The sequence below is a fragment of the Neisseria sp. P0001.S005 genome, from assembly GCF_051963715.1.
This window is the reverse complement of record NZ_JBQCTZ010000036.1, coordinates 1-25,429: the sequence shown is the minus strand read 5'-3', so window position 1 is coordinate 25,429 and position 25,429 is coordinate 1. Positions and strand designations below refer to the sequence as shown.

Below are 25,429 nucleotides of genomic sequence, written 5' to 3'. Positions count from 1 at the left end.
TCCCTTGTGGTTTAACCACACTAAAGAGTCGTTCGAGACCAGGACGTTGATAGGTGGGGTGTGGAAGCGCGGTAACGCGTGAAGCTAACCCATACTAATTGCTCGTGAGGCTTGACTCTATCATTTGAAGAACTTCAAAAGATAAAAGCTTACTGACTGATTCAGTCATCACCAAATATTGATTAAGGCTTTACCGATTTGTAACAGTTTAAGTTTGGCGGCCATAGCGAGTTGGTCCCACGCCTTCCCATCCCGAACAGGACCGTGAAACGACTCAGCGCCGATGATAGTGTGGTTCTTCCATGTGAAAGTAGGTCACCGCCAAACACCCATTCCGAAGCCCCCGACTGATGTCGGGGGCTTTTTACATGCCTGTTGTTTCTGTTGGTTTAGCGGCAGAATTGGGATAACAGGTGTTGGGATCAAACATTGGGATAGTGATGTGCCGGTGTTTATGGAGTATTCGTGCATCTTGGTATTGGAATCGGAAATATTTACCCTGTTGTTATTCTTGTACAAAAGTACCAAAAGTTACGGTTAACCGTTTGAAATATTTGAAATCAAACGATATTTGCGTTAATATGTCGTAAGCATTTATATAGGTATGGGCTGTTGCCCTATCCGTATATGTGACAGTGTTTACAGAGTGGAGTAGAACCATTCTGTAAACAGCATGACTGGTTCAATCAAATACGTTATGGGAAAAATCTGATGAAGAAATTTTTATTTGGTGCATTTGCCACCGTCTGTGCAGCATTCTCTTTCGCTGCCGTGAACATCAATACCGCGTCTTCTGCCGAACTGGAGGCATTGCCGGGTATCGGTCCGGCTAAGGCGAAATCGATTGTGGAATACCGTCAGAAGAACGGTGCGTTCAAATCGGTGGAGGAGCTGAAAAACGTGAAGGGCATCGGTGATGCGGTGCTGAACAAGTTAAAGGCGGAGGCGACGGTTTCTTCTGCCGCGCCTAAGGCTGCACAGCCTGCCGTGAAAAAATAAGTCTGACGGTTAACTGCCGTATACGCCGCCCCGATGCCGAACCGTTTGCCGGTTCGGGTTGACGGGCGGCTTTGTTTGGGGGTGGGAATAAAACTTGAACCAGTGGAGACTTTACATTGGGGGAAGGGATAAACGGATAGGGCGCCTCTTGTTGGATAGAGATATAAAAGATAAAGGGAAGAAAGATATGTACTTAAAAGCATTTGACGGAAAACGGAATGGGGCAACTGTGCAGAGGGGCTACTCATTGGTACAGCTGTTGGTGGTGCTGCTGTTGGTTTCGATATTGGCGACGGCGGCCTTTACGGCCTATCGGGAATCGGTCCGCTCGGCCAACCTGCGTGCGGCTCATGCCGCGCTGCTGGAAAATGCGCGCTTTATGGAGCAGTTCTACACAAAAAAGGGCAGCTTTAAGCTGACGTCGACGAAGTGGCCGGAGCTGCCGGTGAAGGAGGCGGGCGGTTTCTGCATTCGGATGAATGGTCAGGCTAAGGGGATCCTGGAAGGGAAGTTTACTTTGAAGGCGGTGGCGCTGGACAGGGAGGCAGAGCCTAGGGTATTACGTTTGAACGAGTCGTTGACGGCGGTGGTGTGCGGGAAGATGAAGGGTAAGGGAAGCTGTACGGACGGTGAGGAGATATTTAGGGGTAATGATGCGGAGTGTAAACCATTTGGCGCATAGGGTGGTCGTCTGAAGGGATAAAAGAAAAAAGGGCAAAAGAAAAAGGACGTGTTCAGGCACGTCCTTTGGTGAATGAAGATGGGTTATTCACTCCAACTGACCCAGCCCAGCATTCAAGTATTGTTCTGGCTAACACAACCAACCTCAGTTAGCTAAGGAAGGAGATGAAATATTTAGTCTTATCAGATTGGTACACTATCAATTTTCAGACGGCCCTTTGTTATAATCTTCTCTTTACCTGAACATAAAACAGGCAGTCTTATGGAAGTCATCCAATACCCCAATTCTCCGTTTAAACTCCATCAGCCATTTCCTCCAGCCGGCGATCAGCCCACCGCCATTTCTGGCCTGCTTGAGGGGCTTTCAGACGGCCTTGCCTATCAAACCCTGCTCGGCGTAACTGGTTCGGGCAAAACCTATACCATGGCGAACGTCATCGCTCAAAGCGGCCGTCCCGCCATCATCATGGCGCACAACAAAACCCTTGCCGCCCAACTTTACGCCGAAATGCGCGAATTTTTCCCCGAAAACGCGGTGGAATATTTCGTCTCTTACTACGACTATTATCAACCTGAAGCCTATGTGCCCAGCCGCGACTTGTTCATCGAAAAAGACAGCGCGATCAATGAACACATTGAGCAGATGCGCCTTTCCGCCACCAAAAACCTGATGACGCGCGACGACGTGATTATCGTCGCCACCGTGTCCGCCATTTATGGTATCGGCGACCCGACCGAATATCAACAAATGGTGTTATCCGTCAAAGAAGGCGACACCATCGAGCAGCGCGACATCATCGCTACGCTCGTTTCCATGCAATACGAACGCGGCGATTTGGACTTCAAACGTGGCAGCTTCCGCGTGCGCGGCGACGTGATTGACGTGTACCCCGCCGAAAGCTCCGAAAACGCCTTGCGCATCAGCCTGTTTGACGACGAAATCGACCGCCTCGATATGTTCGACCCGCTTTCAGGCAGCCTGCACCAACGCGTCGGCCGCTACACCGTCTTCCCGTCCAGCCACTACGTTACCCCGCGTGACACCGTATTGCGTGCCTGCGAGTCCATCAAAGAAGAGCTGCGCGAACGCATTGAATTTTTCGCCCGTGAACAACGCCCCGTCGAACAACAACGCATCGAACAGCGCACTCGCTTCGACCTCGAAATGCTCTACGAAATGGGCTTCTGCAAAGGCATCGAAAACTACTCCCGCCACTTCTCCGGCAAAAAAGAAGGCGAACCGCCGCCCACGCTGATGGACTACCTGCCCGACAACGCCATCATGTTCATCGACGAAAGCCACGTTACCGTTACCCAAATCGGCGGTATGTACAAAGGCGACGCATCGCGTAAACAAAACCTCGTCGACTACGGCTTCCGCCTGCCTTCCGCCCGCGACAACCGCCCGCTCAAATTCCACGAATTTGAAAAAGTCATGCCGCAAACCGTCTTCGTTTCCGCCACCCCCGCCAAATATGAAGAAGAACACGCCGGACAAGTGGTCGAACAAGTCGTCCGCCCCACAGGGCTGGTCGATCCTCAAATCATCATCCGCCCCGTCTCCACCCAAGTCGACGACTTAATGAGCGAAATCAACGACCGCATCCAAAAAGGCGAACGCGTACTCGTTACCACCCTCACCAAACGCATGGCGGAGCAACTCACCGACTATTACAGCGAACTCGGCATCAAAGTGCGCTACCTGCACAGCGACATCGACACCGTAGAGCGCGTTGAAATCATTAGAGATTTACGGCTCGGACTGTTTGACGTACTGGTCGGCATCAACCTCTTGCGTGAAGGCTTGGACATCCCCGAAGTCTCCCTCGTCGCCATCCTCGACGCCGACAAAGAAGGCTTCCTGCGCTCACACCGCAGCCTGATTCAAACCATAGGCCGCGCCGCGCGCAACGTGAACGGTGTCGCCATCCTGTACGCCGACAAAATCACCGACTCCATGAAAGCCGCCATCGACGAAACCGAACGCCGCCGCGAAAAACAGATTAAATTCAACGAAGAACACGGCATCACACCGCAGCAGATTAAAAAACAGGTCAAAGACATCATCGACGGCGTGTACCACGAAGAAGACAGCGGCAAAGGCCGTAGACAAGGCAAAAACAAGGTTAAAGTCGGCAAAATCCACAACGAAGAAGACGCGATTAAAGAAATCGCTAAACTGGAAAAAGCCATGCAGCAGGCAGCTAGGGATTTGCAGTTTGAAGAGGCGGCGGTGTTAAGGGATAGAATTCGGGGGATTAAGGAAGGGTTGTTGTTTGGAAGTGAGTAATTACTTTTTATTAAGGAAATAAAATGAATGCTAAAAGGTACAGCACACAAAGAAAATCAATTCCCGAAAAAATTAAAATGCAAATTCGGATAGAAGCTGGGCATTGTTGTTCAATTTGTGGAGCAAATTCTCCACTAGAATTTCATCATATAGATGAAGATAGAGAAAATAACACTTTAGAGAATATAATTTTGTTATGTTGTAATCATCATCGGGAATTTCATAAGGGGAATATAACAAAGAAAGAAATGGAAGAATATAAAAGGAGGCTTGAAACAAATAGGATTAGGAATGATGAATTAAACTTTTATCTTGATAAGATTGGATGGATAACAAACAACTTATTTTTAGAACAGTGGTCGAATATTAATCAAATGATTGGCACAGAACATTTCATATCTGATTCAGTTAAAGATAAATTTGAGGAAGTTGCACGCTGCATAGAAAGAACTAATTTTCCTACAGAAACACATATAGGATTTAATAATATTTTTAATAATATAGCTATTAGCATTAAAAATCTAGTTAAAGTTTTTATGCAAAACCCTCATGTTGAATATGATGAAAGATGTAAAAGATATTACTTAAGTAGGAGGTGGAAAGGATTAAGGGAGTATCCTCAAGCTGAATATGATCAGCTACATCAAATTGATGTAAATTTTGAAGAAAATTTATTTATATCATATATGGATCTTTGCTTAAACATCTTAGCTTTTCAGGAGTATATTTGGAGTAAATTAGATTACGCCTATTTAGATAGGGTTCGAATTGAAGCTACATTTTATAAACATTATTCCCAATAGCGAGCGTAGCAAGCCGTAGCCTGCATCTCCACCAACCGCGTGCGTGGCTACGCCACACATTATCTGCGGATGGCACAAACTTTAAAACCGAGGTGTAGGGTATGTGCGGTACGCACGCACGCGTTCTTTGCCGTTCAAACCATTGTTTCAAACTTTCAGACGACCTCAAACGTCGTCTGAAAAACTCTTAGTGCAAAGGTCGTCTGAAAACCGTGAATCCGTTTTCAAACGACCTTTGTTTCATTTCAGGCAACGAATATAATAACGCATAGGCTGATTCCCGCCAGTTGATTCAAAGCTCAACGATAATCCATTTAAAAAAAGAATCCGACCATCATGACCTATCCGCAAGCCCTGCAACAACTTCAATATTGGCTCGCAAACAGCCAAGCATCTCACGCCAATCATCTGAATTTTAATGTACATCCCCTTTCAACTGATGAATTGCAGGCGATACGCGGATATACGCAGAACAAGCTGCCTGAAAGCTATTATTTATTTTTACAGCAATGTGGCACGGGGGATTTTTTCTATTCGTGGTACACCAGCATGATCGATCAAACCGTATCGCAAACGCCCAAAATAGAAATCTACAATCTCGTCCAACTGCAAGAACAAAATCTCTATTACCAACAACTATTGCGCGAAGAACTTGACGACCTGCCGCCTGACGAACACCCCGACATAGGCGAAATCTTTATCATCGGAGCGCATCACAGCATGGGAGATTGGTTCGGCTTCGACCTTTCCCGTACCGAACCTAACTTCGATATTTTTATCCACGATGCTGCCAATCCCGCCACCTATGCCGAAGAGGCCCAATGGCGACAGTTTGAAGATTGGATCATCCGTTGCGTGGAAAGTGAGGGAGAAGATACGCTTTAAATGGTGGCATAAGTAAAACACAGTGAGGTAAAGTGGGTACTCATTAGCCATGTATTTCTGCTAACCATGCTTGAGTGGCTACGCCAAACAATAAGGCCGTCTGAAAACCATTTAAAGTTTTCAGACGGCCTTATTGTTTATTTACTCAAAACCTAACAGTCAAACTCGGCAATAACCGGCGCATGGTCGCTGGGGCGTTCTTGGGCGCGGGTTTCTAGGTCGACGGTGACGTCGGTAAGGGTGGCGGCGAGTTCGGGGCTGCTGAGGATATGGTCGATACGCAGGCCGAGTTTGCGTTGGAACATGGCGCCGCGGTAGTCGAACCATGTGTAGAACGCGCCTTCGGGGTGGATTTTGCGGAGGCTGTCGGTCAGGCCGAGGTCGAGCAGGGCTTTAAACCATTGTCTTTCGATGGAGGAGCAATGGATTTTTTCGTGCCATTTTTCGGGGTCGTAGCAGTCGGCATCGGCCGGGGCGATGTTGAAGTCGCCGAGCAGAACGAGTTTGGGGTGAACGGCCATTTCTGCGCGGACGAACTCGGTCAGTGCGGCAAACCATTGTTCTTTGTATTGGAATTTTGGGCTGTCCAGTGCTTCGCCGTTGACGCAATAGACGTTGATGACGCGTACGCCGTTGATGGTGGCGGCGATGACGCGGCGTTGCGGGTCGTCGGGAAGGCCGCAATGTACGTCTTGCGGTTCGTGGCGGCTGATGATGGCGACGCCGTTATAGGTTTTTTGGCCGCTCCAGACGCAGTGCCAGCCCATCATTTGCAGGGCGGCGGCCGGGAATTTGTCTTGGTCGAGTTTGAGTTCTTGTAAGGCGAGTATGTCAGCTTGGTGGTCGGCCAGCCAGTTTTGTACTTGGGGCAGGCGGACGTTGAGGGAATTGACGTTCCAAGTGGCGATTTTCATGATGTTTCCGTGTGTGCTGTTGGGTGGGAAGGTGGCGGATTGCGCCTGTGGGCATGGGCGGTATTGTATAGCGGATTGGTTTATTTTTCGATATGGGCTGAAAGTGGCAGGCCGTCTGAAAGCTGATGTTTCAGACGGCCTTGATGTTGTGATGTGGAATAATTTGTTTATTCGGCTTGGTCTTTGAGCGTGCGCAGGGTATTGAGGATGGTGGTGGCTTCTTCGGAGATGATGCGGTATTCGATGATGCGGTGGTAGCGCGTGAAATCGATGATGCCTTCGGTGCGCAGGCGTGCGAGGTGGTTGGCGATGCCGGTCGGGGAGGAGTCGAGCGCTTGTGCCAGTTCGGAAATGCTGCGGTCGCCGTCAAGCAGCAGAAAAAGAATGGCCATGCGTTCGGGATTGGCAATCAGTTTGAGAATGGTAGAGAGACGCTTGATTTCCATATTATTGTTCCTTATTGTCTGTTATATGAATGCTTGATTTGGGTTAAATTTGGATGATTGTAGTTTTTATTAAGATTAACCTTATAATTCAAACTCTTACCTTGCAGTGTACACGGTTTTGTAAAATTTGAGGGCATTGTTTTGCAATTTTTTTGTTCATTTTCGATATTTTGCTTCGGTTGCGAAAATGGATTGGAAAGAGACGAAAAGGCCGTCTGAAATGTTCCGTTGCAGATGATTTTGCTGACGGATGTTTCAGACGGCCTTTGATTTGGCTTTAAGTTGTTTTTTCTTTTATGTTTGTTTGGAATCAGTCAATTGATTGTTTTTAAACAAACAACAAGGTTTTATGATTCTATGCTGAGTGCTACACGCCAAGGCTTGTCAGACGCTTGGACGTGTTGTCGAAATGCGACTACTTTTTCTTCCAGCCTGCGGTCATGGCGAAGGTAATGGGGTCGTAGTATTTCGGCAGCTTGGACGGAATGCCGACATCGTTACGGTACACGACGCGGTAGCGGTCGGCGAACCAGTTTGGAACGATGGTGTATTGGTGGCGTATCAGTCGGTCGAGCGCGCGCGAGGTGGTTTGCAGCTCTTGGCGGTTGGTAAAGCTGTTGAAATGGGTCAGCAGTTTTTCAACCGCGGGATGACAGACGCCGGATAGATTGCGGCTGCCTTCGGTTTTGGCGGCGGCGCAGCTGAAGTAGTCGTATTGCTCGTTGCCGGGGCTTTCGCTGTTGCCGTAGTAGCCGGTGGTCACGTCAAAATCGAAGTCGTTCATGCGTTTTTGGTACACGGCGGAATCGGCGGTGCGCACGTTCATGGTAATGCCGATTTTGGCGAGGTCGCGCTGCCATTTGGCGGTAATGCGTTCGTAGTTTTTGCTTGGGGCGAGGAATTCAAAGGTCAGCGGTTTGCCTTGTTTGTCGACTGCTTTGCCGTTTTTGTATTGATAGCCGCCTTTTTCAAGCAGTGCGCGTGCTTTGAGCAGGTTCGGGCGCACGCCCAGTTTGGGGTCGGTAACCGGCGGCATAGGGACGTCTTGATCCAATACGCCGTCGGGCAGCTTGGTGCCCAATGATTTGAGCAATGCGGTTTCCGCGCTGTCAGGCTTGCCGGTTGCGGCCATGGTGCTGTTGGTGAAGAAGCTGTCGGTGCGGCGGTATGCGCCGTAGAAGATGCGGCTGTTGACGCTTTCGTAGTCGAAGCTTTCAATCAAGGCGCGGCGGACGTAAATATTGTCCAGTGGCTTGTGGCGCATATTGATGACGAAGCCTTGCATGCCGGCTGTGCTGTTTTGTACCCATTCGTGTTTGGACAGATTGCGTTTTTTGAGGACTTCGTCGGAGTAAGCGCGCGCCCAGTTGCGGGCGACGTTTTCTTGTACGAAGTCATATTGGCCGCCTTTCAGTCCTTCGATGCGGACAACTTCGTCTTTGACGTATTTGATGCGGATGTGGTCGTAGTTGTAGCGGCCTTTGCGCACGGGCAGATTTTGCGCCCAGTAGTTTTTGTCGCGGACAAACTCGCTGATGCGGCCGTTTTCGGCTTTAGCAAAACGGTAGGGGCCGGAACCGATGGGCAGGCTGTTGGGAGCGGCGGCCAGGCCTTTGGGATAACTTTTATGCGAGAAGACGGGCAGGCTGCCGAGAATCATGTGTAATTCTGAGTTGCGCTGTTTGAAGCGGAACACGACGGTGCGATCGCTGGGCGTTTCTACTTTGGCCACGTCGCTCCAGTAGAAGTGGTACATGGGGGCGGCGGCTTTGTCTTTGGTCAGGATGTTAAATGAAGCGGCAACGTCTTTGGCCAAAACGGGGTCGCCGTTGTGGAATTTGGCTTTAGGGTTGATTTTGAAGGTAACGGAAAGACCGTCAGGAGCCAGGGCGATGTCTTCGGCAATCAGGCCGTAAACGGCGTAAGGTTCGTCCATGCTTTGCTCGGTCAGGGTGTCAAGCGTCAGCATGCTGATGCCGTATTCGTGGTTGCCTTTGAGGGTAAAGGGGTTGAGCGTGTCAAAAGCACCGAGGAAAGGCGTGGTAAATGTGCCGCCTTTTGGGGCGTTGGGATTGATGTATTCGAAGGCGGTGAAGTTGGCCGGATATTTGGGTGGTTGGCCAAGGCCTACGCCGTGGGCGGCAAAGGCGGCAGATGGAATCAAACCGAGCAGAGAGAGTAGGGCTGGTGTTTTCATCTATTTATCCTTGTAGGTCGAATGTAATATTCAGTAGTGTGCCGATTATAGCAAAGGCCGTCTGAAACTTGATATTTTTGGTTTCAGACGGCATCAGGTTTAAGAGGATTGTTTTTTCGTATGGGCGCCGAACTCGGCAAGCGTCATGTTTAAGGTTTCCAAGCAGGGCTGCATGATGTGGTCAACCGTTTGATTGACCTTGTCTTTATTAAGCGTTTGCGGACGGTAGACAAAGAGTTTGAACAGCTCCGCCAAGTCGATGGACTCCGCCCCCATTTTCAAGACCCAGCCCTGACGGCCGAAATAGACATAGCCGTGTCGCGCCAGTTTTTCTAAAAGCTCGCCCAATTCATCGTAGCCCATATTGATATGCCGTCTGAACTCTTGCACCGGCAATGCCTTGCCGTTTTGTTGGGCAGAATCGAGCAGCAGCAGGATTTTCAATACATCGTCAAAGCGGCCGCGCGCATCCAGACTGCGGCGGAACGCTTCGCCACGCCAGTAGGATAAGGACGAGGTCAAAACCGCACCGCCCAATACCAGCGCCCACAACAGGTTGAGCCACAACAGGAAAAACGGTACCGCGGCAAATGCGCCGTAAATTGATTTGTAGCCGTCAAAGTTGCCCATATACCAAGCGAACAAAAAGCGTGCTGTTTCCAAGCAAAACGCTGTTACGGCCGCGCCGACCAAAGCATGGCTTGCCGGTACGAAACGGTTGGGCACAAAGCGGTATAAGCCCCACAGCAGTACCGTAATAAATGAAACTGTGGCTATGCCCCTCAGCCATTCCGAGCCGCCTACTACTTGCACCTGACCGATCACGACCGACAAGCCCACGCCCAAAGACAAAGGTCCAAACGTCAGCAACGCCCAATACACCAAAAACTGCATCATCCAAGGCCGTTGCGAATTGACGCGCCAAATCCGGTTGAACGCATTGTCTATCGTCCGAATCAGCATCAGCGAGGTTACGACCAACATCACACTGCCGATCGCCGTCAGATTGGTGGCCTTATCGCGGAACGCATTGATGTAGTCAAACACCATGTCCGCGCCCTGCGGAACGATGGTGCGGTTGATAAAAGAGATAAACTCCCCCGACCATTGGTCGAAAACAGGGAAGGCAGAAGCGATGACGACCATCACCGTCAACACGGGCACCAAAGCCAAAAGCGTTGTAAACGTCATGCTTGCCGCTACCTGCGGCACGCGCTCCTCATCAAAACGGCGCACGACAAACCAAGCGAACGCCACGCCTTTACTCTTTAAAAAACCTTGCCACCATTGCGAAAACGGCATAACCTTTTCCCACTTTTAAATTGAAATTTCTTCTTTTCAGACGGCCTGAGTATTTAAAAGGCCGTCTGAAACCTGACAGCATTGTAACGGAAACCCCAAGATGAACCCAAATCCCCTGAAAATCCTCGTCCTCTTTTATTCCCAAAACGGCAGCACGCGCAACCTTGCCCGCCAAATCGCACGCGGTATCGAAAGCGTGGACGGTTGCGAAGCCGTGTTGCGTACCGTTCCCAAAGTTTCCACCGTTTGCGAAGCCGTTGAAAAAGCCGTTCCCGACGAAGGCGCGCCATACGCGACTGCCGACGACCTCAAAAACTGCGCCGGCCTCGCGCTCGGCAGCCCGACACGTTTCGGCAATATGGCCGCCGCGATGAAATACTTTATCGACGGCACCATTCCCCTTTGGCTCGGCGCAGAACTCGTCGGCAAACCTGCCACCGTATTTACCAGCACATCTTCTCTGCACGGCGGCCAAGAAAGCACCCTGCTGACCATGATGCTGCCCCTGTTGCACCACGGCATGGTCATCAGCGGCATCCCATATACCGAGTCCGCGCTCAGCAATACCCAAAGCGGCGGCACGCCTTACGGCGCAAGCCATGTTTCCGGCCACGACAGCAAGCCGGCATTGACTGCTGAAGAAAACAATATTGCCTTTGCTCAAGGTAAACGTTTGGCAGAATTGGCACGAAAATTGGCAGACTGATTACCTTATCATAAAAAGATTAAGGCCGTCTGAAAACCTGATGATGCGGGTTTTCAGACGGCCTTTTTAGTTAATTATAATTAGTCTTAAAGAAATATTTTTAATGAAACAAATGACTTAGAAAATAGTGGTTAGAACATAGTTTCATCGGGCTACATCTTTTTGATAGAATCTGCGACCAAATTGTAAAGATAAGCTAATTGGAGAGGCTATGTCACTACCTGTATTTCCCTATGGCAAATTAAGCTTTGCCGTCAGTCTGGCGCTGTGTTCGGCGTATTCTTTCGCGATCGAAGTAGAAAATACCCAGCCGCAAGAACGTGTCGATTTACCGACAGTTACCGTCCAAGGTGTCGGTAAACAGACTACTTCCAACTACACCATTCCCGCTTCCTCCGCCGCGACAGGCATCCGCCTGACCCAGCGCGAAACGCCGCAGTCCCTGTCTGTCGTTACCGAAAAACAAATGGACGACCAAGGTTTGGATACCTTGCAGGACGTGTTGAAACAAACGCCGGGCGTGTTCCACAGCAAAATGGGCAACAACGTATCCGGCCACAGCCAATTTATTTCGCGCAGTCAGGCCGTTGACAGCATTTCCGTAGATGGCGCGCCTAAATTCCTTTACGACGGTAAAGCCATCCGCCGCGGCACCAACAATCTGGACAGCACATTGTACGAACAAGTCGTTGTCGTGCGCGGCGCAAGCGGTTTGTCCAACGGCGGTATGGGCGAGCCGGGCGGTACGGTTGCTTTGGAACGTAAAAAACCGACTGCCAAGCCAGCCGTCAGCGTGGAAGCCGGAGTTGGTTCATGGAACCACTACCGCTTCGTCCTTGATGCCAATCAGCCTTTAAATGCAGACAATACCTTGCGCGGCCGCGCTATTTTGGTCGGCGACCATGGAGGCGATTACCTGCCGAACACATCGCGCCATAATCACACTTTCTACGGTACGTTGTCTTACGATATCACGCCGCAAACCCAATGGCGCCTCGGTACGGAAATACACCGTTTCCGCAATACCGGCAGCTCGCGTTTCAGCTATCTGACCGCAGCAGGTTCGCGCCGTACTGGATTCATACCGTTTGAGTCTTCGCCGCGTAGCAATTCGTCCGCACGCTGGGCATACGGCAAAGACACCAGTGCCGAAGTGTTCACTTCCCTCAGCCATGAGTTTGACAACGGCTGGAAACTGACAGGCGATTACAGCCATGTTTCGGGTAAAAACGACATCGTTTCAGGCATTGCCGGTACATTTGAAATTAATCCTGATTACTCTGCACTTTTCACTTCAGACCACGACCGCAGCAAATACCGCGATCAGAATTTTGCGCTGGCCTTGGACGGCAATTATCCGGCGTTGGGCCGTTCGCATGAGTTCAATGTCGGCATCAGCTATCAGGACAACAAAGAAAACCTGTCTTTCTACGAAGAAGGCGAGTCGATGATTCCCGATTTGCGTAAATTTGACGGCAATATCGCCAAACCTGATATGCCGTATCTGCGCGATGGTTTTTCACGCATGAAAAACCTGTCGGTTTACGGCTCGACCCGTTTCAAACTGACCGACAAACTTGCCTTTATCGGCGGCAGCCGTTTTGTGGATTGGCGTTACCGTTACAGCACCAGCCGTAACAAATTCGCACACAGCAGCCATAAACAAAACGTTTTCATTCCTTATTTGGGCGTAACCTACGACATCGGCGACAATCTGACCGCCTATGCATCTTACACCACCATTTTCCGTCCGCAAGTACGTTACCTGACCAAAGACGGCGCGGCGCTCAAACCTCAGCGCGGCAAAACCTACGAGACCGGTTTGAAAGCGTCATGGTTTGAAGGCCGTCTGAATGCTTCCACCTCCGTCTTTATGAACAAACGCGACCATTTGGGCGTTGTCGCAGGCAAATTCGCGAATGGCGAGGAATACTACCGCGCAGCCGACAACACCACAACAAAAGGCGTGGAACTCTCTGTCGGCGGCCGCCTGAGCGACAAATGGCTGCTGAATGCGTCTTATGCACGTTCCAAAATCAAAGACAGCGAAGGGGTTCAACTGCATCCGTCTTATCCGGTTCATTTGTTCAAACTCTTTACCGCGTATGACGTAACCGACCGTTTAAACGTGGGTGCCAACGTCAACTGGCAAAGCCGCAGCCATACGCTGGACGAATACCCTGCAGACATCAATCCGGCCGCCGCCGCCGCATTGACCCAACGTCCGTACGCAACGCTGGACTTGACCGGTCATTACAAAATCGGCAAATCCACCCGCATCAGTTTGGACTTTGAAAACGTCTTTAACAAACGTTACCGCACCATGCCGGATATTCACGTTTACGGCACGCCGCGTAGTGTGACTGCAACGGTTAAACACACGTTTTAATTGAAAAGAAAAGTAGGAGAGGCCGTCTGAAAACCTGAATGATCGGGTTTTCAGACGGCCTGAATATTTTCTAACATATTGTTTTGATGTTAAACCTGACTAAAAATTGCTCGGGATCTTGAGCAAAGAAATCAAAATGACAGACACAAAAAAGACAGGAACATATCCGGTCTTTTTAATGGTTTCGCACTTATGCTTGGTAACCTTTCGCTTCGGCAAGCAGTGCCAGTAATTCTTCAGTCGTATCCCAACCGATGCAGGCATCCGTAATACTTTGACCGTAAACTTCAGGCTTGTCTTGACGGCCTTCAACCAAGTGGCTTTCGACCATCACGCCCATGATGTTTTCTTCACCGGCTTTCAGCTGCGCCGCAACATCGCGCGCTACATCCATTTGTTTGCGGAAGTCTTTACGGCTGTTGGCATGGCTGCAGTCCACCATCAGTTTGCTGCTCACGCCGGCTTTTTGAAGCTGCGCAACCGCGTCTTTAACGTGCTCCGCGCTGTAATTAGGCTCTTTACCGCCACGTAAAATCGCATGGCAGTCAGGATTGCCGCTGGTGTGGACAATCGCGGAATGACCGGCTTTGGTTACAGACAGGAAGTGGTGCGGATGATTGGCGGCACCGATGGCGTCGATGGCGATTTTCAGATTGCCGTCCGTACCGTTTTTAAAACCGACAGGGCAGGAGAGGCCGCTGGCCAATTCGCGGTGTACCTGGCTTTCAGTCGTACGCGCCCCAATCGCGCCCCAAGAAATCAGGTCGGCGTAGTATTGCGGCGTAATCATGTCCAAGAATTCAGTCGAAGCAGGCATGCCCATTTCGTTTAAAGTCAGCAACAACTGACGTGCTTGGCGCAGACCGTAGTTGATGTCAAACGTACCGTCCAAGTGCGGATCGTTAATCAGACCTTTCCAGCCAACAGTTGTACGCGGTTTTTCAAAATACACGCGCATTACAATCAGCAGCTCTTTCTCATATTTTTTGCGCAAGGGCAGCAATTTTTGCGCATATTCAACCGCCGCCTTAGTATCGTGAATTGAACATGGGCCGATAATGACCAGTAAACGGTTGTCACGGCCGTGAACTAAATCCGAAATCTCATGACGTGTTTTATAAACCAAATTGGCAACCTGAGGCGTAACAGGCAGCTCATACAAATGTGCGATTGGAGGGAGTAACTCTTTGACTTCTTTGATCTTAATGTCGTCGGTAGGGTGGTGTTGGGACATGATGAACTCTCTTGTTTATTTTTGATACAGGTTACAGGTTTTAGCAGAATTAAACAAGGCTTAGTTTTTTGTTTTAGCAATTTTATTTTAAAATTTCTTTATTTTAATTATTTTATGGAATTTAAAATCAGTTTATTTGTTTAAATTGATATTTGATGCCGTTATAAAATTTCGTTTATATAATAAAGGGCTTTGGATTTTTATCAAAATACAGGCCGTCTGAAAATGTTCAGACGGCCTGAAGTTTTACATAGACCCATAAATTGAGAAGCGTGAAGGCTATCGGTATTGTTCCAGTAAGGGTGAAGAGAAAGGAGTCCAATACACGCCTTTAAGGTCACTTTCAACCAATTTGTCATTCAGCCAAGTGTTACAAGTGTTGAATAAATGATAGCGTCCTTTGGCTTCATAAAAAGCATCGTTAGATTGATGATGGATTCCTTTTAGCAAGATAGGTTGCCCATTTTCTTGTTGAAAACCAGCCAAGAGCGATTTTGTTAAATTCCTGTATTGCTCAGGCGTGACCAAAAATTTGACGACGTGGCTATTTTCTCGTGGTTCAAAAGGATAATAAGTAACATGAATCAGCGTACGGTTCAGCCCGCTTAATGCACCTAAAGCATTGGAGAAAGTCAAATCTTTCCACTCGGGCGTGTATAAATAAAAATTGCGCTCCCCCCAGCCTAAACCGATATGCGTTATCTGAGGATCAGCAGTGAGCGTGTCTTTTGGATTGACGACATCCGACCAATCAAAAATATCATTCTTCAGCGGCATGACTACATCAGTATGCACGCCGTTACTGACTAAAAATAAAGTAATTTCCCCTTTGGGCTGCTCTTCATTAAGCGGCAATGAAGCCATCATCCAAGCAGACAAAAAATACAATAGGGCAAAAATAGGGATAATCAGCGCTATTTTGCCGATTTTCTTAAGGATGTGAAGGAAGGAGCGCATTCGTTTTTTTAAAGGCAATTAAGTTTGAAGGTGTGTATTTTCCATTAAATTTGTACTTTTTTCATTAGAAATGAGTGGGTAGTAGGTATCTTGCGACTAATGATAAAAATGGTTGTTTAATTTAAATAAAAGAAAGGCCGTCTGAAAATATTCAGACGGCCTTTTTCCAATTAAAACGGGATACCAAATCTCATCTCAATCTATGTTGCGAACGATTATTTTGTAGAGCTGCTGACTTGCTTCATCCAGGTAAACAGTTCGTCTAAGTCATAATCGCCGCCGTGGCCGACATCCCAAGGCAGGGCGTAGTCGACGGTTTGGCCGTTGTTTTGCAGTTTGGCGGCTAAGACGGCGGAGACTGCCAGTGAGGTGTCGCGGTCGTTGGTGCCGACACGGATGCGCCAGTTTTGCGGCAGGCTTACGCCCGGTTTGCCGATGTAGTTGAGCGGGTTCATGATTTTGATGGTTTCTTCATCTGCGATTTCGGCGTTGGCGGCGGTGTTGTGTTGCATGGAGAACGCGGTGAAGTGGCGTTTATCGACGGTATTGGTGCCGAAGAGTTGGTTTTCGCCTGCGCTTAAATCCACGCCGTCAAAGGCGGGCGGTGTTTTTTGGCGGCCGGCGGCTTTGGCGTAGGCATCAAAATCGACGGAGACGACTTTGCCTTTGCGGACGGTCAGCCAAGAGCGGTCGCTCAGGTCTTTGCCTGCATCAAGCTGGGTTTGTGCGGATTTGGCAAGTAAACCGGCAATATGGTTTTTAAAGCTGCCGTTGCCTTGGGCGTCCAGTGTTAGGGGTTTGCCTTCGGGGGATTTCAGGTTCAGGCTGTTGAGGTATGCGGGGTATAGTGGTTTGAGGAGGTCGGACAGTTTTTTCTCGTCATCGGTCAGCGTGCCTGCGACCAGCTCGCGTTTGACGCGGTAGTCGAGCATGGAAATGTTCATTTTTTTGTAGTCGTTGATACCGTTGAACTGCCATTCGTAAGCCATGTCGGCATGATCTAAATCGGTAATCGGGCAGTAGGCAGATACGGCGAAAACTTTGTCGCTGCCGTCTGCCGCGCCTAAGGCTTTGAGGTGGTTTTCGTAATCTTTTTGGTCGGCTGTTGCGCCTAAGAGGGCGGACATCGCGCCGCCTGCGCTTGTGCCGTTGGAAATGATTTTTTCGGCGTCGCCGGGCATGACTTTGTCGTTGGCTTTCAGGTAACGGACGGCGGCTTTCAAATCGACAATGGCGGTAGGTGCTTTGCCGGTGGGTTCTGTTCGGCCGCGTGCGCCAGGGGAGGCGACGACGTAGCCTTTGGAGAGGGCAACCAGGGCGGCGTTAGGCGATTTTTGGCCGTCTTCAGGCTCACCGCGTTTGCCTTCTAAAGCGGGTTTGCCGGGTTCGGCCGGCATATAGCCGCCGATTTGGTTGGGCAGGAAAATCGGTGCGGTTTCGGCGTTGAAACCGTCTATCTCGCCGCCGTTGTAATAGGCTTCGGGTACATAAATATTGATGATTTCGTAACGGGTATCGACAGGATTGCGGACGTAAACCACGCCTTCGTAAGCGCGGAATTTGACAGCTTGACCGTTCACTTCGATGTTTTGTTCGGTGTATTTTTGTTTGGAGAAGTCTAGGTCGTAGGTGTCTGCGGTTTTGACGGAAGCGCAGGCGCTCAATCCCAGCGCGACAGAAACGGATAAGAGGGTTTTGTTTAGGGCGTTCATCATCATACTTTCTGAAGAGGTAAGCGGATATGATAACGAATACTTAGGCCGTCTGAAACGCCAAGTCGGGTTTCAGACGGCCTGATTTTTTTGTAGCGTTATGTAGTGTTGTACGGTACGTTGTAAAGTAATATGGCTTAAACTTCATCTATTTGATAAATATGAATTTAATAAGACATTATGCCTTAAAAAATCTATTGATTCGGTATCTGTAAAAGTTTGAATCTGTCTTGTAAATCAATATGCAGGACAGGCATTTTTGCTTTATCTACAGATTGGTTCTACTTGTCAGAACGTTTTGCTCAATTCGACAAACATTTTGGTTTTGCCGTATTCGTAGAACTTGTCGTTACTCCATGTTTTGTTGTGGGCAATGGTCAGGCGCGGGGTGATGCCTTTGAAATGGAGGGCGCGGTGCCATACGCTTAGGGAGGCGGAGGCTTCTTTGTCGCGGCGGTTTTGTTCGTTGCTGAAGAAGCCGGGGGTTTGGTAACGGCGTTGGGCGGCGCTGAGGCGTAGGACGGTAGAGAGACCTTTGGGCCATTCTTGTCCCCATGTGGTGCGCAGGGCGTAGCGGTTGAAGCTGTCGCCTTTGTCGTCGCGGTTGCGTTCGCGGTAGAGGTCGATACCGGCCACCCAGTATTGGCGCGCGTTGCGGTAGTACACGATGGAGTTGCTGAGCAGTTGGCTGGTGTTGTTGGAATGCTCACGGTGGCTGTTTTTCAGACGGCCTGCTTCAAATGCGCTGAGGGTTTGCAGCTTGGGTTGCCACCAATGGTTGTAGTGGAGGCGTGCGCCGTTGGTGTAGGTGTAGGGGTCGTTGCCGTAGAAGCGCCGTTCGTGGAACGGGGTAATGCCGATATCGTTGCGCTGGTCGGCATAGCCGAGGCCTGCCGAGAGGCGTGTGGTGAGGTCGTTGTAGTTGGTGTGTTTGGGGTAGATTTTGCCGTAGTGGTCTGCGCCTGCCGTGGCATAGAAGCCGCGTGGCAGCGACCATTTTTTTTCTGCACCGATTTGGTAGTGGACGGCGGTGGCATCGATGGGTTCGGGGAAGGTCCAGCCTCGGAAGCAGTCATCGTCGGGATAGGCAAGGCGCACGGCGCGGCATTGTTCATCGCTCAGGTGGTTGCCCAGACGGCGTTGGTCGGGAGCTTGGTTGATGTTTTGTTCGCGTGTGATGTTTAAGCCGGAGTTGAATTGCCATGAGTCGCGTTCGCGCAGGGCTTTGCGGTAGGTTTCGATGCGTTCTTGCAAGGCGGGCGGGAGGGACTCGGTTTGCAGTTTGTCGAACTGGTCGGCTGCGGCTTCGTTTTGTTTGTCTTCAAACAAGGCGGTCGCAAGCTGCCAGCGGACGGCGGAAGCATCGGGCTGCTCGGCGATAAAGCGGCGGTAATGGCCGATGGATTCGGCGGCGCGCCCTTCGGATTGGGCAAGCAAACCTTTGGCATAGCGCGCCATGGCGCGGTCGTGTTCGGGCCATTGTTCGTAAATGGGCAAAACGGCTTTGATGCCGGGGATGTTGTGGGCGACGACGGCGGAATACATGGCACGTGCCAGCAATTCGGTGTTGGCAAGCAGGGTGTCGGCATCGACGTTGATGATTTTTTCAGACGGCCTGTTTGTCTGCTCGGCAGGGATGTTGTGCGTTTCAGGTTGCTGGGGTTCGGCTGTGTTGACTTGAAGCTCGGGTTTTACATCGGGCGGTACATCGGCGGCGTGAAGGGAAAGGGGAAGGATGGCGAGGAGGAGCAGACGTTTTTTCATGGCAATGTTTGGAATGTTATCGGTATAAGTGGGCAGATTGTACAATGTTTTGAGTCGGAAATTTTGCAAACCGATTGCCATTTTATCTGATAAAGACGATAAAAGGCCATCTGAAACCCGATGGGATTTCAGACGGCCTTTGTTTGCGAGTCGGATTTAGTTTTTGTCCAAGTCCAAATCGGCTTTGTATTCGATACGGCCTTGGCCTTTGTCTTCGATGGAAACGTCCAGCTCTTGTTTGCCACGTTTGAATTTCAGATCGGCATCGTCGTGTTTGATTTCAGACTCAACCACATGGAAACCTTTGCTGCGCGCGTGGGCGATCACTTTTTTGGCCAGGGAAGGAATGGAATTGCGTTGGCCGGAAAGTTCGGCTTCGTATTCAAATTCGCCGTTGCCTTGATGATCGGCTTTGATGGTGTGCGCGCCATCCGGACGGTAGATTTCGGAAGGCAGCGGGGAGGCGAATGCCGTGGCGGAGAAAAGAGCCAAAATGCCGGTGGCCAGTAACGATTTTGCTTTGGTCATCGGTTTTCCTTTCTGAAAAGGGTTTTGAGAACGACATCATCTTATCGGCAGGTATGAGGGGCGGCAAGCGGATAAACCTGATTTTACGCGCGGCTACATGATTTGTTTGGAGGGCGTTGATTCTTTGCTTTGGGCTGGTGTTTGCTTGCAGAAAAATGCTGCTGGAAAGACTTAGCCGAGGTGGAATAATTCGCTGCCGTGCGCCTTCAGCCATTGTTCGGCTTGGTCGACATGCGGCGTGAGCGAGTGAGTCAGAGCCCAAAACGCAGGGCTGTGGTCGGGATGGCGCAGGTGGGCGAGTTCGTGCAGGCAGACGTAGTCGGCGACATATTCGGGCGCGCCGATGAGCCGCCAGTTGAGGCGGATGCCGGTGGTGTGGCGGCAAACGCCCCAGAAGGTTTTGGCGTTGGAAAGGGAAATGGCGCTCGGGGTCAGGCGGGTGGTTCGGATATGGCCTTCAAGGCGCGGCAGCAGATATTCGCGCGCACGCTCGTGCAGGAAGCGGCGCAAATGGGTGAGTTGGGTAGCGGTTTCTTTTTCGGGCAACAGGATTTCAGACGGCCTGAGTTGGATGTGGTTTGCTGTGTAGACGGACAAGGCCGTCTGAACGCCTTGATACCAAATCCATTCGGGAAGCGTGTCGGTGGGTGTTTGTCGGGCCGGTGTTTTGTTTAAGGTACGGCGCAGGATGGCTTCGTTGTCGTTCAGCCATTGGGTAAAGGTGTGCTGGGTAACAAACGGAGGGATGTTGATGCTGACAGTATCGGGAGAAACGGGGCGCAAGATGAGATTTTTCTTGGCACTGCGTTTGAGCTGGATATGAATAGTGAGGCCGTCTGAAAGGATGTGGGTATGGAGGCGAGGCATGATATTGAGGGAAATATTGGACGATATGAAAAGGGCGGGCATAGCTGCCCACCCGATGGAATGATTTATTTGGTTTTGAGGGCGAACGGGCCTTGTCCGGTAATCAGCGGCTGCTGGCTTTCAATCCATTGCTCGCATTGAGCCATGAGTTCGGCTTCATTGCCGTTGTTGTGGGCAATGGGTTTGCCGATGATGACGCTGACCGTGCCGGGGTATTTGAGGAAGGAGTTGCGCGGCCAAAACTCGCCGCTGTTGAGCGCGACGGGGACGATGTCCATCTCGAACATTTTTGCCATGCGCGCGCCGCCGAGCTTGTAGCGGCCTTTTTCACCGGGCGGCAGACGTGTGCCTTCGGGGAAAATGGTAATCCAATAGCCTTCGTTTTTACGCGCAAGACCTTGTTCTAAAAGTTGTTTGTTGGCTTCGCGGCTGTTGCTGCGGTCGATGCCGATGGTTTTAACCAGCTTCAAGCCCCAGCCGAAGAAAGGGATTTTGAAGAGTTCGCGTTTGGCAACATAGACTTGCGGCGGAAAAATCTCTTGCAGGGCGAGGGTTTCCCAGCCGCTTTGATGTTTGGCGCAAATGATGGCAGGGCGGTCGGGAATGTTTTCCGCACCGTTTAAAGTGTAGTTCAAACCGATGACGTGCTTGAGCGACCAGTTGAGGATGCGTACCCAAATTTGCGCCATTTTGTGTGCGCCGCCTTGAAAGGGCAGGGCAAGCAGCATAAAGGGGAACAGCAAAATAATGCTGGAGGAAAGGATGAACCAGTAAATCAGGTTGCGGATAATCAGCATATCGGGGAAAAGTCTGTCGTTTGAAGGCCGTCTGAACGCCGTTGTCGGCAGTTTTCAGACGGCCTTGTCGTTTATAGGATGGCTTGCGCGGCTTCTTCGATTTGTGTGTTTTCACGCATGATGTATTGCGAGAAAGCGAGTAGGTTGTCGAAGACTTGGGTGTGTTCGGGCAGGTCTTGCTCGTATTTGGCCAGCGTTTTTTTGCCTTTGCCGGTCAGGACGAGCGCGGATTTGCCGCCTGCAGCATCAATGGCTTGCAGGTCACGCAGGCTGTCGCCAACCAGCCAGGTTCCGGCGGCATTGGCCTTGAAGCGTTCGATGATGTCGATAATCATGCCGGGCTTGGGTTTGCGACATTCGCAGTTGTCGGCGGCGGTGTGCGGGCAAAACCAAATGCCGTCGATGGTACCACCTGCTTGAACGGCAAGGCGGTGCATTTTCGCGTGCATTTCGGTCAGGTCTTGCACGGTAAAGTATTTGCGGCCGATACCGGATTGGTTGGTGGCCACGGCGATGGTGTAGCCTGCCTGCGTTAAAAAGGCGATGGCATCCATGCTGCCTTCGATGGGAATCCATTCGTCAACGGATTTGACGAAATCGTCGCGGTCTTGATTAATGACGCCGTCGCGGTCGAGGATGATGAGTTTCATGGTGGTGGCTCTTATTTTTCTGTTTTCAAACTGCTTTGCCATTTTTCAAAGGCCGTCTGAAAAACGGGTGTCAGTTTGGCGAAGGTTTCCGGGGTGTTTTTGACGTGGTAGAAGCCGCCGAGTGAGGGCGTGTCGAGGGCGAGGACGTAGTCTTCCATAAATGCGCCGTAGCCGTCTTCTTCGTCGGTGTAGTAGAACTCGGTAAACCGTTGGCCGAGTTCGGTAAAGTCATCAGCCGTCAATGCGCCGTCCATGTGTTTGAGCAGGAAGTGCCGTCCGCTGATTTTGCCCGAGGTCATGGCGGCGAAGTCGGCTGCGGTTTCGGGGGCGGTTTGCCAGACGGGGTTGACGAGGCCTGCCTGCGCCGCCCACTGCCAGTACATGCCGATATGGGTGGCGGCGTTTTCGGGCGGGAGCTGGTCGGGATAGTCTTCGTCGAGATGGAAACGGATATTGTCGTACATGGACGGTGTTCGTTGGGGGAAAGAGGGTATTGTAGCGGAAAATAATGAATTAGGCCGTCTGAAAGAGGGTGTTTCAGACGGCCTTAAGGGAATTTAACCTTTAAATACGGGAACAAGCTCCAGTTGGCTCAATATTTGGGCGGCAATGTTGATGATGCCGAAGAGGAAGACCCAAACCATCAGCCAGAATCCGCCGTAAACTTTGTAGTTTTTGCCGACGCCGAATTTATGGCGCGAGCGGTAGAGCAGCATGGCGGGGATGATGCCTGTCCAGATGGTGGCGGCCAAGCCGACGTAGCCGATGGCGGTAACGAAGCCGGTAGGGAAGAGCAGACAGGAAATCAAAGGCGGCAGGAAGGTCAGCGCGGCGGTTTTGGTACGGCCGGAGATGCTGTCGTTCCATTTGAAGATGTCGGCGATGTAGTCGAACAAGCCGAGCGTTACGCCGAGGAAGGACGTTGCAATTGCCATGTAGGAGAACAGGGTCAACACTTTGTCCATATTGCCGGTTTGGGCGAACTTGGACAGCGTTTCGATCAGGACGGAAACTTGGCCTTCGGCGGCGATAACCGGTGCGAACTCGTTGCGCGGCAGGTTGCCTTGGATGGCGACTTGCCAGAGGACGTAAATTACCAAGGCAATCAGCGTACCCGACCACAGGGATTTGGCCACTTTGGGCGCGTCGCCTTTAAAGTATTTGAGCAGGCTGGATACGTTGCCGTGGAAGCCGAATGAGGCAAGGCAGACGGGCAGGGCGGTGGCGACATAAATCCAGTAGCTGGTGCCGGCAGGTGCTTGGGTGTCGAACAGGACAGGCATTTTGGCATCGGCAATCAGGCCGCCGGTTGCCCAAATAAAGGTCAATACCATGCCGCCGATGAGGATGCTGGTGAAGCGGTCAACCAAGCGTGCGGATGCCCAAACGCAAAAGGCGAGAATGCCGAAGAAGACGAGTTGGCCGATGGTGAGCGAAATTTCGCTGCCTACTGCGCTGCCGATGCCTTTGGCGGTCAGGTCGCCGCCGACGAAGATGTAGGCGTAGGTGAGCAGGTATAAAACGAAAGCGACGGCAATGCCGTTGATGACGTTCCAAGCCGGGCCGAGCAGGTCTTTAACCATGGTGTCGAAGCTGGCGCCGTGCGGATAATGGGTGTTGACTTCCAAAATCATCAGGCCGCTGGAGAGCATGGAAAACCAGGTGTACAGCAACACGGCCAGCGAGCCGGTAAACCATACGCCGGATGTGGCGGTCGGGTTGGCAAGCATGCCTGCGCCGATAACCGTACCGGCGATAATCATCGCTCCGCCGAATAGGGAAGGGGTTTTGGTTGACATTGTTTATCTTTCTTCTAGAAATGCGTGGCTGCCATTATGCCGTAAAGTGTAAGAAAAGGTAAAGCAAAGGCCGTCTGAAAACCCGATTGTCGTTTTCAGACGGCCTTTGATGTGTATAAACGCAACTGATTAAATCAATTTTCGCAGTTTCAATTCGTTTTTCAGATACGCGTAATAAACCGGCGCGACGATGATGCCGCCGATGCCGAAAATGCGTTCAAAAACGACCATCGCCACCAGCAATTCCCATGCGCTGGATTCGATTTCCGAGCCGATGATTTTGGCGTTGAGGAAATATTCGAGCTTGTGGATGACAACGAGGAAAACCAGCGATGCGAGTGCGACGTAAAGCGATGCGCCGAGGCTCAAAATAATGATGATGGTGTTGGAAATCAGGTTGCCCGCCACCGGAATCAGGCCGACGATAAAGGCGACGATCAGGACGGTCATTTTAAACGGCAGCTCAACGCCGAACAGCGGTAAAACCAAGTAGAGGTACAGGCCGGTCAGGAAAGTGTCGATCAGCGAGATTTTGACTTGGGCGAGGAACACGCGTTCAAAGCTGGTTTCAAAATTGACGATGCGGTGCACCAATTCGGCTTTAAACAATGGCATTTTGCGGCGGTTTTTGCGCATTTTCAGGCGGTGGAAACTGAGCATGGCGCCGATGATGATGCCGATGAGGATGTACACGAAGGACGTGATGCTGTTTTTACTGATACGGGTCAGCGCGGCGCGGTATTCTTCAATCAGCTTGATCGCCGAGGCTTTGATTTCGGCCATATTGTTGGGCAGCATATTGAGAATGGCCGCAGGCAGGTCTTGGCTATTTTTGGTGTCTTCCAAAATTGCCGCCAGCTTGGCCAGCATAAAACCGACATGGCCGCCGTGTATCAGGTGGTAAATGCCCAAAGACATCATTGCAATGATGCTGAACACGATGGCCAGCGTCAGCGTGGTGGAAATCAGGTTGATATTGTGCGCATTGAGCGATTTATGCAACCGCGTGTTGCGCGGCAAAACACGGCGGCGGAGTTTGAGGATGACGCCGTTGGTGCGCGTAATAAAGATATAGGTCAGGATAACCGACAGCAGCAGCGGCAGCAAATGGTAGTGCAAGACAATCAGCAAAGCCAAACCCATCAGGATATAGGAAGCGTTGCGGAAAGTCGGGTTGTCGGTGTGGGAAGAGAGTAAGGACATGTGAAGCCAATAAGGTAAAAAGCAAAAAAACAGGTCAGGCCGTCTGAAAAATCATGTTCAGACGGCCTAACTTAATGACGGCGGTTAGTCGTGCAATGAGGCCGCGTGTACCGTGTTTTCCAACAAAGTGGCAATCGTCATCGGGCCGACGCCACCGGGAACAGGCGTAATCATGGAAGCGCGTTCTTTGGCAACATCAAACTCCACATCGCCGCACAGGCTTCCGTCATCCAAGCGGTTGATGCCCACATCGATAACGACTGCGCCGGGTTTGACCCATTCGCCTTTAACGAAATTCGGAATGCC

22 protein-coding genes, 2 rRNA genes and 1 pseudogene are annotated in these 25,429 nt (G+C 50.8%); 9 read left to right on the top strand and 16 right to left on the bottom strand.

Annotated elements, in window-relative coordinates; all coding sequences use genetic code 11:
- The 7 genes from ACTHSP_RS06990 to ACTHSP_RS06960 form a co-directional block, all read left to right on the top strand.
- Positions 1-119: ribosomal RNA gene (locus tag ACTHSP_RS06990) — 23S ribosomal RNA — on the top strand; the annotation flags it as partial.
- Positions 120-213: 94 nt separating this feature from the next.
- A 5S ribosomal RNA gene (gene rrf / locus ACTHSP_RS06985) occupies positions 214-327 on the top strand.
- Between the two features lie 384 nt (positions 328-711).
- A complete protein-coding gene (locus ACTHSP_RS06980; protein WP_314513063.1) occupies positions 712-999 on the top strand; it encodes a ComEA family DNA-binding protein in 288 nt (95 codons plus the stop codon).
- A 187-nt stretch (positions 1,000-1,186) separates the two neighbouring features.
- Positions 1,187-1,681: a type IV pilin protein gene (locus ACTHSP_RS06975; RefSeq protein WP_440345870.1), complete on the top strand. Its 495-nt coding sequence runs from the start codon at positions 1,187-1,189 to the stop codon at positions 1,679-1,681.
- Positions 1,682-1,942: 261 nt separating this feature from the next.
- On the top strand, positions 1,943-3,970 hold the full coding sequence (gene uvrB / locus ACTHSP_RS06970) for an excinuclease ABC subunit UvrB (RefSeq protein WP_440345868.1): 2,028 nt from the start codon (positions 1,943-1,945) through the stop codon (positions 3,968-3,970).
- Positions 3,971-3,993: 23 nt separating this feature from the next.
- Entirely contained in the window at positions 3,994-4,773 is a 780-nt protein-coding gene (locus ACTHSP_RS06965; protein WP_063068346.1) for an HNH endonuclease, read from the top strand.
- Between the two features lie 336 nt (positions 4,774-5,109).
- Positions 5,110-5,658: an SMI1/KNR4 family protein gene (locus ACTHSP_RS06960; RefSeq protein WP_063068345.1), complete on the top strand. Its 549-nt coding sequence runs from the start codon at positions 5,110-5,112 to the stop codon at positions 5,656-5,658.
- A 152-nt stretch (positions 5,659-5,810) separates the two neighbouring features.
- Here ACTHSP_RS06960 and xth read toward each other — a convergent pair whose 3' ends face one another.
- The 4 genes from xth to ACTHSP_RS06940 all read right to left on the bottom strand — a co-directional run bounded on the left by xth (position 5,811) and on the right by ACTHSP_RS06940 (position 10,517).
- Positions 5,811-6,572, bottom strand: a complete 762-nt coding sequence (xth, locus tag ACTHSP_RS06955) for an exodeoxyribonuclease III (RefSeq protein ID WP_440345867.1) — start codon at positions 6,570-6,572, stop codon at positions 5,811-5,813.
- Between the two features lie 167 nt (positions 6,573-6,739).
- Positions 6,740-7,018, bottom strand: a complete 279-nt coding sequence (locus ACTHSP_RS06950) for an ArsR/SmtB family transcription factor (RefSeq protein WP_063068343.1) — start codon at positions 7,016-7,018, stop codon at positions 6,740-6,742.
- Positions 7,019-7,433: 415 nt separating this feature from the next.
- A complete protein-coding gene (locus ACTHSP_RS06945) occupies positions 7,434-9,215 on the bottom strand; it encodes an extracellular solute-binding protein (RefSeq protein WP_314512857.1) in 1,782 nt (593 codons plus the stop codon).
- A gap of 99 nt (positions 9,216-9,314) precedes the next feature.
- Positions 9,315-10,517: a YihY family inner membrane protein gene (locus tag ACTHSP_RS06940; RefSeq protein ID WP_440345866.1), complete on the bottom strand. Its 1,203-nt coding sequence runs from the start codon at positions 10,515-10,517 to the stop codon at positions 9,315-9,317.
- 100 nt (positions 10,518-10,617) lie between these two features.
- On the opposite strand from ACTHSP_RS06940, the gene wrbA reads away from it, so the two are divergent.
- Together wrbA and ACTHSP_RS06930 are read left to right on the top strand one after the other, a co-directional pair.
- The gene (gene wrbA / locus ACTHSP_RS06935) at positions 10,618-11,223 is read left to right on the top strand and encodes an NAD(P)H:quinone oxidoreductase (protein ID WP_314512860.1); all 606 of its coding nucleotides are present in this window, start codon (positions 10,618-10,620) and stop codon (positions 11,221-11,223) included.
- A gap of 211 nt (positions 11,224-11,434) precedes the next feature.
- The gene (locus ACTHSP_RS06930; RefSeq protein WP_440345865.1) at positions 11,435-13,612 is read left to right on the top strand and encodes a TonB-dependent siderophore receptor; all 2,178 of its coding nucleotides are present in this window, start codon (positions 11,435-11,437) and stop codon (positions 13,610-13,612) included.
- 190 nt (positions 13,613-13,802) lie between these two features.
- On the opposite strand, the gene aroG is transcribed toward ACTHSP_RS06930, so the two are convergent.
- From aroG to ACTHSP_RS06870, 12 genes and pseudogenes are all read right to left on the bottom strand, one after another.
- Complete coding sequence (gene aroG / locus ACTHSP_RS06925) at positions 13,803-14,846, bottom strand: 3-deoxy-7-phosphoheptulonate synthase AroG (RefSeq protein WP_003683923.1); 1,044 nt, start codon at positions 14,844-14,846, stop codon at positions 13,803-13,805.
- 279 nt (positions 14,847-15,125) lie between these two features.
- Positions 15,126-15,803, bottom strand: a complete 678-nt coding sequence (locus tag ACTHSP_RS06920; protein WP_314512865.1) for a TIGR02117 family protein — start codon at positions 15,801-15,803, stop codon at positions 15,126-15,128.
- 215 nt (positions 15,804-16,018) lie between these two features.
- Complete coding sequence (locus ACTHSP_RS06915) at positions 16,019-17,515, bottom strand: subtype B tannase (RefSeq protein WP_440345869.1); 1,497 nt, start codon at positions 17,513-17,515, stop codon at positions 16,019-16,021.
- A gap of 288 nt (positions 17,516-17,803) precedes the next feature.
- Positions 17,804-19,279 carry a surface lipoprotein assembly modifier gene (locus ACTHSP_RS06910; protein ID WP_314512894.1) on the bottom strand — a complete coding sequence of 492 codons (1,476 nt, stop codon included), beginning with the start codon at positions 19,277-19,279 and terminating at the stop codon, positions 17,804-17,806.
- Between the two features lie 156 nt (positions 19,280-19,435).
- Positions 19,436-19,807, bottom strand: coding sequence for a hypothetical protein (locus ACTHSP_RS06905; RefSeq protein WP_049329501.1), 372 nt, complete (start codon positions 19,805-19,807; stop codon positions 19,436-19,438).
- Positions 19,808-19,978: 171 nt separating this feature from the next.
- Positions 19,979-20,674, bottom strand: coding sequence for a M48 family metallopeptidase (locus tag ACTHSP_RS06900; protein ID WP_314512895.1), 696 nt, complete (start codon positions 20,672-20,674; stop codon positions 19,979-19,981).
- A 65-nt stretch (positions 20,675-20,739) separates the two neighbouring features.
- The gene (locus ACTHSP_RS06895) at positions 20,740-21,471 is read right to left on the bottom strand and encodes a lysophospholipid acyltransferase family protein (RefSeq protein ID WP_314512867.1); all 732 of its coding nucleotides are present in this window, start codon (positions 21,469-21,471) and stop codon (positions 20,740-20,742) included.
- Between the two features lie 71 nt (positions 21,472-21,542).
- Positions 21,543-22,121: a D-glycero-beta-D-manno-heptose 1,7-bisphosphate 7-phosphatase gene (gene gmhB / locus ACTHSP_RS06890; RefSeq protein ID WP_314512869.1), complete on the bottom strand. Its 579-nt coding sequence runs from the start codon at positions 22,119-22,121 to the stop codon at positions 21,543-21,545.
- 11 nt (positions 22,122-22,132) lie between these two features.
- Positions 22,133-22,585 (bottom strand): DUF7832 domain-containing protein, encoded by a 453-nt coding sequence (locus ACTHSP_RS06885; protein ID WP_314512872.1) that lies wholly within the window; start codon positions 22,583-22,585, stop codon positions 22,133-22,135.
- A gap of 93 nt (positions 22,586-22,678) precedes the next feature.
- Positions 22,679-23,920 (bottom strand): aromatic amino acid transporter, encoded by a 1,242-nt coding sequence (locus tag ACTHSP_RS06880; protein WP_440345864.1) that lies wholly within the window; start codon positions 23,918-23,920, stop codon positions 22,679-22,681.
- 129 nt (positions 23,921-24,049) lie between these two features.
- Complete coding sequence (locus tag ACTHSP_RS06875) at positions 24,050-25,123, bottom strand: AI-2E family transporter (protein WP_314512876.1); 1,074 nt, start codon at positions 25,121-25,123, stop codon at positions 24,050-24,052.
- Positions 25,124-25,207: 84 nt separating this feature from the next.
- A pseudogene (locus ACTHSP_RS06870) lies at positions 25,208-25,429 on the bottom strand (bifunctional methylenetetrahydrofolate dehydrogenase/methenyltetrahydrofolate cyclohydrolase); the annotation flags it as partial.